1 protein-coding gene is annotated in these 834 nt (G+C 42.9%); it reads left to right on the forward strand.

From position 1 onward, the window contains the following. Positions 1 to 70: 70 nt before the first annotated feature. Positions 71 to 834: ISAs1 family transposase (locus N482_RS04005; protein ID WP_063375855.1), on the forward strand; the 764-nt coding region annotated here is incomplete at its 3' end.

The following is an 834-nucleotide window of genomic DNA, read 5'->3' on the forward strand; positions in this document are numbered from 1 at the left end:
GGATCACACTTTGTAAACAAGGTAAATCTATGATCTAATAGCATCAGTTTTTCCTAATTTATCTATCGCAATGTCTTTATTTTCTCACCTCGAACTAGTCAAAGAAAACCGCTCAACGATTAATCAGCACCATAACCTGGTTGATATCATGTTCCTGATAATAAGCGCCATAACCTCAGGCTGTGAAGGTTGGCAAGATATTGAAATATATGGTAATAAAAAACTCCCATGGTTAAGACGTTTTCGCCCTTTTGCACACGGTATTCCCACGCGGCATAGCATCGCTCGTATTTTTCGAGGCCTTGATAGCGACTCATTACTGCTAGCTCTGTACAGCTGGGTAAATCAACAACGAGAAAAGTCAGGCATGCCAGTCATCGCTTTTGACGGCAAGACTATTCGTGGTGCGAGCAAACGCGCGACGGATAAACTCCATTTGGTTTCAGCTTACGATTGCGATTCAGGGCTGACCTTGCTCCATAACTGTGTCGATAGCAAAACTAATGAAATCCCAGCAGTACGTGAATTACTTCACATGCTTGATATTACCGGTGCGATGGTCACATTAGATGCAATGCATTGCCAAAAAGAGACGCTAAACCAACTTATCAGCCGCAAAGCAGACTATGTGGTGCAAGCTAAGGGCAATCAGAAGAAACTATATTCGGCAATTTCAAATGTATTCCAACAACAATTTGATGCTGGGGAACTGGGGATGGAAACGCAAGTCACTTCAGATAAGGGGCATGGTCGAGAGGAAATCCGAACTGTTTATAGGCTCGATGCGACTTTATTAGATAAAGACATTAGGCAAGACTGGCCAGGCATTCAATC

The organism is Pseudoalteromonas luteoviolacea NCIMB 1942 (assembly GCF_001625595.1).
Taxonomy (GTDB): Bacteria; Pseudomonadota; Gammaproteobacteria; order Enterobacterales; family Alteromonadaceae; genus Pseudoalteromonas; species Pseudoalteromonas luteoviolacea_A.